The organism is Paraburkholderia sp. BR14312, from assembly GCF_040948675.1.
Taxonomy (GTDB): domain Bacteria; phylum Pseudomonadota; class Gammaproteobacteria; order Burkholderiales; family Burkholderiaceae; genus Paraburkholderia; species Paraburkholderia nodosa_A.
In genome coordinates this window covers 260011-267378 of the sequence record NZ_JBFPKI010000015.1, presented here as the reverse complement: position 1 = coordinate 267378, position 7368 = coordinate 260011, and the positions used below count along the sequence as shown (strand labels likewise).

The 7368-nt window shown below is 65.1% G+C and carries 7 protein-coding genes; 1 reads left to right on the top strand and 6 read right to left on the bottom strand.

All coding sequences use genetic code 11. The features are described 5' to 3' along the window. A partial coding sequence (locus AB3X98_RS35265; RefSeq protein WP_368606483.1) for a hypothetical protein occupies positions 1-187 on the bottom strand: 187 nt, incomplete at its 3' end. A gap of 162 nt (positions 188-349) precedes the next feature. Here AB3X98_RS35265 and AB3X98_RS35260 point away from each other — a divergent pair. Then, positions 350-1468: a porin gene (locus tag AB3X98_RS35260; RefSeq protein WP_342946143.1), complete on the top strand. Its 1119-nt coding sequence runs from the start codon at positions 350-352 to the stop codon at positions 1466-1468. A gap of 284 nt (positions 1469-1752) precedes the next feature. Here AB3X98_RS35260 and AB3X98_RS35255 read toward each other — a convergent pair whose 3' ends face one another. From AB3X98_RS35255 to AB3X98_RS35235, 5 genes are all read right to left on the bottom strand, one after another. Then, positions 1753-2136: a porin gene (locus AB3X98_RS35255; RefSeq protein ID WP_368610386.1), complete on the bottom strand. Its 384-nt coding sequence runs from the start codon at positions 2134-2136 to the stop codon at positions 1753-1755. Further along, positions 2133-2282 carry a hypothetical protein gene (locus tag AB3X98_RS35250; RefSeq protein ID WP_368610385.1) on the bottom strand — a complete coding sequence of 50 codons (150 nt, stop codon included), beginning with the start codon at positions 2280-2282 and terminating at the stop codon, positions 2133-2135. The genes AB3X98_RS35255 and AB3X98_RS35250 overlap by 4 nt, the downstream gene beginning before the upstream one ends. Positions 2283-2421: 139 nt before the next feature. Then, on the bottom strand, positions 2422-3789 hold the full coding sequence (locus AB3X98_RS35245; RefSeq protein ID WP_368606484.1) for a DUF1254 domain-containing protein: 1368 nt from the start codon (positions 3787-3789) through the stop codon (positions 2422-2424). Positions 3790-3851: 62 nt separating this feature from the next. After that, positions 3852-5156 (bottom strand): DUF1254 domain-containing protein, encoded by a 1305-nt coding sequence (locus AB3X98_RS35240; RefSeq protein WP_368610384.1) that lies wholly within the window; start codon positions 5154-5156, stop codon positions 3852-3854. Positions 5157-5223: 67 nt separating this feature from the next. Next, complete coding sequence (locus AB3X98_RS35235) at positions 5224-7338, bottom strand: acetate--CoA ligase family protein (RefSeq protein WP_368606486.1); 2115 nt, start codon at positions 7336-7338, stop codon at positions 5224-5226. Positions 7339-7368: the final 30 nt, after the last annotated feature.

Sequence of the window (7368 nt, the reverse complement as noted above, 5' to 3'; positions counted from 1 at the left end):
CGGTGCTAAAAACCCCCTCCAGATAGATATAAAGGACTGCGAAACAACCACACCCAGAACCAACCTCAACCCCGACATCTGTATTTAGCCGGGACCCCGACATCTGAAAATGGCTTTGACATTTGATGTTACGGCTTTTTTGAAATGTCCGGTTCGGGGGTGCGGCGGAATTCTTGGACTTCTTCATGTCGTCAGCCCCAAACCCCGAGCCCATTCACGAAGCAGCACTCATGCATTTCACGCAATAGTGCGATGAGAACAATGCAATAGACATCCAATTTCGGCGCCGCTCTAATTAGCACGCTCATTCTATTTTTGAGCGTCGTTCACATAACTAGAGGAGACATACATGCGCTTTCGCGTGCATGGAGTGTGCGGCATTGCACTGGCGCTTTCCGCCGGTGGCGCAGCGGCAGCCGATTCGAGCGTCACGTTGTACGGCGTCGCCGATACCTATCTGCAGTATCTCGGCAACGGCGGCACCCATACGTTCGCCATGAAGAGCGGCGGCTCCACCGGCTCGCTATTCGGCCTCAAGGGCGTAGAAGACCTTGGCGGCGGTCTGACGGCCCAGTTCACCGTCGAGTCAGGCTTCAACATCAACAACGGCGGCCTTTTCGCGGATACGAGCACATTGTTCTATCGTCAGTCGTGGGTAGGGCTCAAGGACGAGCGCTATGGCACGCTCACATTCGGGCGGCAGTATGACGCGAGCTTCCGCGTTGTTTACCCGACCGATCCGTTCAAGGTCGACGAGGCGCTCTCGCCGTTCGCCGCCTTCGTACTCACCCCAGACCGCAACACGCTCTCCACGCAGTACGACAGCGGCCGCCTGAGCAACTCGATCCTCTATCAAACGCCCCGGCTTTACGGCGTGCAGGGCTATGCGATGTACGCCTTTGCCGCCACGGTCACGCAGCCCGTTCCGGCAACCACGGGCAACGCGCTGAATGTCGGAGTCAACTACACCGGCGCAGGCCTTTACGCCGGATTGGCATACATGTACCAACATCCGGGTACGGAAACGATTGCGGCACTCCCCGGCCCGCTCGCGCTACTCGGCACGGAGCATTTCATTGCCGCACTTGCTTACCGTATCGGGCCCGTCAATCTTCAGGCGAACTACTCGTATCAGCGTGCGAACGATCCGGCGCCACACACGCTTGCCGCCGTGGTCGGCACGGCGCATTCGGTGAGCATCGCTGAAGTCGGCGCGACGATTCAGGCCACCTCCGTCGACGAAATCCAGCTCGCCGCGCTCTATCGAAACGTACGCGGCGCGCACGACAACACGCCGGGCTTCCAGATTGGCGCCGATCACTGGATCTCCAAGCGAACGAGCTTCTACGTGCGCGCGGGCTACTTCAAGAACAACGGCAGCGCGACCACGAGTTGGCCCGGCGTTAGCGTGACCGAACCGGGCGCCAAACAGTACATGGCCGCGCTCGGCATGACGCACCGCTTCTAGGTTGCAATGTGAGGACCGTTGTGCGACGCGGGAACCGCTGCCGTCAGGCACCGTTCCCACGCTTTTTCCCGTTTACTCTGCTCACCGCAGTCATATTCAGCCGCGCCCCCCAACCTGTACCTCACGACGGGCGAAGGAGACGTCGTCGCAACGCGCTAGAAGCGCTTCTGCAAGCCGAGGCGTAGTGCAATCTGCTTGTCCGCGGCCGAAGGGCTGAAGCGCGTATTGAATGGCCGCGCCCGCGATTTGCATGGTGCTCGCCGACACATAGCCGCATCGACCGGTTACGACTGCGGCGTGGTAGCCGAGCCGAACGATCCGAGGTTGTTGACCGTGGCGAGGCCCTTGTTCGGCGTGCTGCCGTAGAGCGAGACATTCGGATCGCGCGCGTTGATGTAGCCCGCCCATTGGCCCGTGGCCGTGAGTGGTTGCGCGAAACCCGTATAGGTGTCGTACTGGCGGCCGAAGGTGAGGCTGCCTGCGTTCGCACTCGTTAGGCCCACGAATGCCTGGCGCCCGAACATCGCGCCACCCTGCCCCAGAATGCCGTTGTTGACCCGGAATCCGTTTTCCAGCACGGAGAGCGCCTTGAGGCCGTCGCCCAGATCTTCGCTCACACGCACGCCCCAGCGGCTGCCCGCCACGCCGTTCGCGCTGCCGTCGCTCATGGCACGCTTGCGTGCACCGCCGTTTGCGTGTTGCTCGCATAGGTGAGACCGACGTCGATCAGCCCGTACAGCGTGACGCTGCTTTGCGCCTGAGTCGCCGTCCAGGCCAGTGCGAGCGCGCTCAATGCGAGATGCCGGTTTTTCACTCGATGCGCCTCTATTTTATATCGTTATCCTGATTATTAATCGCGGAAATGAGCCGCCGGATCGGCACCGGCGGGCATCGTGAAATCGAATATCAATGCGGGTTGCGGCTTCCGGAGCGCATACTCCGGGCCCTTGCACTCAGGCGGCCTGGCGCGCGATCGGCGGATAGACGAAGGTGCGCGCGAGGTGGGTCTCGCGCGGCACATACAGTCGCAGCGCGAGATAGAAGCGGTCGTTCGGTGCTGGCAGCCAGTTGCGTCGCAGCGTCGGGTCTGATGGCATGTTCGCCGAAATGGCGATACGCAGACCGCCGTCGGCGTCGTACTCCAGGCCTTGCGTGCGGTCGCCGAGCGAGTAACGGCCGATGACGTTTTCGGCCAGCATATACGTCGCCTTTTCGTAGGCGGTGAGTGACCAGAACGCGTCGACGGCCGGCAGGTTGTTCGGTGCGAAGTGCAGGACATAGGAGGCGTTGCCGTCGAGCGTAGCGCCATCTGCGTCGGTATCGGCGGTGATGTACATCGCTTCCTCGATACCGAGCGCGCCGATATAGCAGAGCGCAACCTGGGCACGCTCGCGGTAGTTTTCGCCGAAGGTTGCGCGCACATCGACTGGCAGCGCCCACCCTCCGCCCAGCGCGAGCGGCGGCTCGCCGGCAAGTTCGTGCGTAACGTGAGCGAGCGCGCGTTCCAGCGCGTCGCGCTGCGCCGGGTCGAGCACGTTGTCCATGCATGGCGCGCCAATGCCGCATGCAGCAAAGCGCGCCACGACCGCTTGCGCCTCGCGCGGCGGCGGGTGGTCGGCCAGCAGCCGGTTGACGACTTGCGCGAAGCGCTCCGCGTTGCCGAGCATTTCGGTGGGCTGAACGCCGGCGTCGATCAGCTTGGGGATCTGTGCCGCGCTGCCCGGCGCGGGCTCGACCGTCAACTGGTCCTGCAGGTGTACGCCCGCTGCGAGATCGGCTTCCCCGTCCACGAGAATGCGGCCGATGAGCCATACCGTATCGGTCGGACAAGCCATTGCGCGCATGCCCGCGGGTACCTCGCCGTGCCACTCGGGCCCGTGCAGGAAGAATGCGCCGGCCTCGTTGCCAGTGGTGCGGGTGCCGATATAGCCGAACGGGTTCGTGTAGAGGTCGAGCAGGCCGAGCACGTAGTACCGCGTGTTCATGGCAGGCACCCGGATCACGAGCGGGCCGTCGCTCAGGTCGAACCATGCGCTCGAATAGAGCGTGTCGTTGTTGGGCGTGACCACGCGACGGTGTTGCGGGCCGAGCAGCACGCGCGTATGGAACCATTCGTTGGCCCAGCGCTTGAGCGTTTCGGGCGAATCACCCGCGTAACGCCCAGCATGGTCGACTCGCGGACAGGTGGCCGAGCGCATGCGCGCCATTTCGTAGAGCGGCAACGCGAACTGCACGGCTTCGACGGCGAGGTCGTAGTCGGCGTTCTCGGTGCCGATGGCCGAATTGGCCGGCGTTTCAGGCGATTCGATGGAAGACGTCATGGATTGTACGGTTGGATCGGGTTGAGGGTCGCGCTGCGTGACGAGTGGGGGCGCGGCGCGGTTCAGGCGGCGACGGCGCGCACCGGCGGAATCACATAGCGTCCTTCGAGGAACGACGCCTGCGGATGGTAGAAGCGCAGAATCAGATAGAAGCTGCCGGCTGGCGCAGGCAGCCAGTTCGTTTGCGAGGCCGGCGCCTCATGCTGGATCTCGATGCGCAGGCCCCCGTGCTCGTCGTATTGCAGGCCGTGCGTGCGGTCGCCAATGGCGTAGCGGCGGACGGGGTTGTCGGCGAAATAACGGTCCGCTCCATAGAGCGAAAGCGACCAGAGCGCATCCACCGGCGGCAACTGGCCAGGCGGGAAATAAAGCTCGTAGCGGCGGCCACCGTCGAGGTGCTCACCCGCTTCGTCGAAGTCGGCTGTGGCGTAGACAGCTTCGTCGGCCGCGAGCGCGCCCAGTCCCTTCATGGCGATGCATGCGCGCAGCAGATGCCCGTGGCCGTAGCGGCCAAGGCCGAGGTTGTAGGTCCAGCTACGCCGGGTGCGGCTTGCCGTGAAGGCGACAATGAGACGCTGCGCGTCGGCGTAAGCCTCGCGCAGGCCCTGCTGCACGGACTCGGGCAGCGCAGCCATGCCGCGCTCGCCCGGCGCGCGAATGCCCACGCGGTCGAGCGCGCTCACGAGCGCGGCTTCGTCACTACACGGCGGCAGGTCCGCGAATGACTGAAAGACGTTCTGGAAGAAGTCGAGCGCGGCGTCGCCGCTGTCGTGCCATTGCCCCACGCAAACCGGGCCCGCACCGCGCGTGCCGTCGAGACGGAAGGCGCTGGCGGCCTGCTGCGCCTGCGCGAGATCGTCGTCGCCTTTCACGAGCACTCGGCCAAGCATCCACACGAGCTTCGTGGGGCATGCCACGGGCTTACCGTCGCTCGTTGGGTGTTGCTCCGGCGTGTGCAGTACGAAGCGGCCGCCACGCGTGCCGGCGTTGCGCGGGCTGAGGTTCACGAAGTTGTTCGTGAAGGCGTCGAGCAGTTCGACCACGTAGTAGCGGTCGTCGTCGACTGCGGGAATGTCGAGCACCACCGGCCCGCCGGAAAGGTCGATCCAGGCGTTCAGGTAGAGAAAGTCGTTGGCCGGCGTGACGATATCGCGGTCTTCGTGCGTCCAGCGGTGCGTGCTCGCATGAATCGTATTGAAGGGCCGGCGCAGCGGGCTCGTGGAGTGCGGCAGCGTATGCAGCGCACAGGTGCGCACGACTTCCACGACGGGATAACGCGCAATGGCCAGCGCACCGGCGCACATGCGGACCAGGGTGACAATCGGGTCCTCACGCAGCTGGTTTGCCTCTGGTTCTACGACCGACATTGTTTGGTTGTACATAGTAATACTCACTGTAACGGATTGCGACAAGCTGAATGCGGAAGCGACGTTACTATGCGTCGCGTTCGAGCGTAATAACGGCGTCGGCGGCGATGAGCCCTTGCGGCGTCACGATGAACGGATTGATTTCGAGCGTTTCCAGCCGGTCGCCGATCGCCGCGCCCACGCGGGTCAGCGCCATCAGCGTGGCGGCGGCTTCGTCGAGCGAGAGGACCGGGTTGCCACGGTGTCCGCGAAAGAGCGCGGCCACGCCGCTCGCTTCGAGCATGGCCAGCGCCCGTTCGCGAGTAAGCGGCGCGAGGCCGAAGGCCACCTTGCGGCACAACTCGACGCCGGTGCCGCCAAGGCCCGTCATCGCGACAGGGCCGAACACCGGATCGCGCTTCACGCCCACGATCATCTCGCCCCACCCCTTTACCATTCGTGCGACCACCACGCCTTCGAATCCGCCCGGCAAGTCTGCCTGCGCGGCAGCGCTTGCGATGGCGTCGAAGCCCTGGCGCACGGCCGCTGCATCGCGCAGGTCGAGCCGCACGCCGCCAATATCGCTCTTGTGCAGCACGTGGCGCGAGCGCAGCTTGAGCGCGACCGGAAAGCCCACTTCCTGTGCCGCGTCGACAGCCCCGCTCGCGCAGCGCGCCACGCGATGCCGCGCGACAGGCACGCCAGCTCGGACAAGCAGTGCCATCGCTTCGGCTTCGTCGAGAGCGGCGGCATCGGGCGGCACGCTCGCGGGAAAGACCACGCGTGCGCTCTCCCCATCAATCGTTGTTGCATCGAGCGAGGCATTCGCCTCGCGCGCACGCAACAGCGCCGCTACCGATTCCATTGCGTGCACCGGCTCGCGGAAGACGAGCACGCCACGCGCTTCGAGCCAATGCCGCTTGACATCGTCGACGAGACCCGACAGCACGAGTGGCACGTTTGCGCCGCTGGTTGCGACACGCTCGACGGCCTGCTCGATCGCGGCCCACGCGGCCGGCGCATTGCCGCCGCCGGCGACGAATGCCACCACGCTGCCATAGGCGCCGCAAGTGACGGCGTCGACGAGCGTGTCGGCCAGCACGTCGGCCTGCGCGACGATCTGGCCCGTCACGTCGACAGGGTTGGCCGTGGAGGCAAACGCAATGCGCTCGCGCAGGCGTGCGCTGCATGCTTCGGGCAGCGGCGGCAGTTCGAGTCCGAGCGCTTCGGCGCGGTCGGCCATCATGATGCCAACGCCGCCCGAAACGGTAACGATGGCCGTGGCGGCCGACTGCGGCCGGCGCCCTTTCGAAAGCGCATAGCCGAGGCGAAAGAAGCCGTCGAGCGTATCGGCGCGAAACACCCCGTATTCATCGAACACGGCCTGATACACGGCATCCTCGCCCGTGAGACTCGCTGTGTGCGACTGCGCGGCCCTTGCGCCTGTAGCCGTGGTGCCCACCTTGGTGATGACCACGGGCTTGCCGGCGGCGCGCGCGGTGGCAAGCGCCTGGCGCAGCCTGGGGCCGTCCGTGCAGCCCTCCAGATACGCGAGGATGACCGTCGTATCAGGATCGTTGGCGAGCCAGGCAATGGCGTCCGCGACCTGCACGCCGGCTTCGTTGCCGGTCGTGATCCAGTGGCTCAAGCCGAGCCCTGCTTCGCGGGCGAGCGCGAACGCATAAGCGCCGAACGCGCCGCTCTGGCTCACCAGCGCCACGTCGCCCACGGGCGGCGCACCGGCTAGTGCCACGGGCGAGAACGTCGCGTAGACGCGTTCGCGCCGGTTCATCAAGCCGAGGCAATTGGGGCCGAGCAGCGTGACACCGCCCTGCGCGGCCATGCTCGCGAGATTGCGCTGCACCGCGCGCCCGGCCTCGCCCATCTCCGCAAAGCCCGCCGTGAACAGCACGGCGGAGCGCGCCCGATTGCGCACGAGCTGCGCGATCACGTCGGGTGTGGCGTGCGCGGGCACGGCCACGATCGCGAGATCGACGGGCTCGGGCACAGCGTCGAGCGTGGCATGGGCAGTCATTCCCTGTACCTGGGCAGCCTTTCCGTTGATCGCATAGATGCGGCCCGCATAGCCATGTTCGCGCAGCAGTCGCAGCGGCATGCCGCCGACTTTGGCGGCATCGGCGGAAGCGCCGATTATGGCAATCGAGGCAGGACGCAGCAGTGGCGTGAGATCGATATTCCGCATGGACGTTAGCATTCCTTTCTATGCGATGAT

What these genes read in the sequence shown, in the direction of transcription:
- AB3X98_RS35260 (WP_342946143.1), top strand. Translation starts at nt 350, where the DNA reads ATGCGCTTTCGCGTGCATGGAGTGTGCGGCATTGCACTGGCGCTTTCC.
- AB3X98_RS35255 (WP_368610386.1), bottom strand. Translation starts at nt 2,136, where the DNA reads ATGAGCGACGGCAGCGCGAACGGCGTGGCGGGCAGCCGCTGGGGCGTG.
- AB3X98_RS35245 (WP_368606484.1), bottom strand. Translation starts at nt 3,789, where the DNA reads ATGACGTCTTCCATCGAATCGCCTGAAACGCCGGCCAATTCGGCCATC.
- AB3X98_RS35240 (WP_368610384.1), bottom strand. Translation starts at nt 5,156, where the DNA reads ATGTCGGTCGTAGAACCAGAGGCAAACCAGCTGCGTGAGGACCCGATT.
- AB3X98_RS35235 (WP_368606486.1), bottom strand. Translation starts at nt 7,338, where the DNA reads ATGCGGAATATCGATCTCACGCCACTGCTGCGTCCTGCCTCGATTGCC.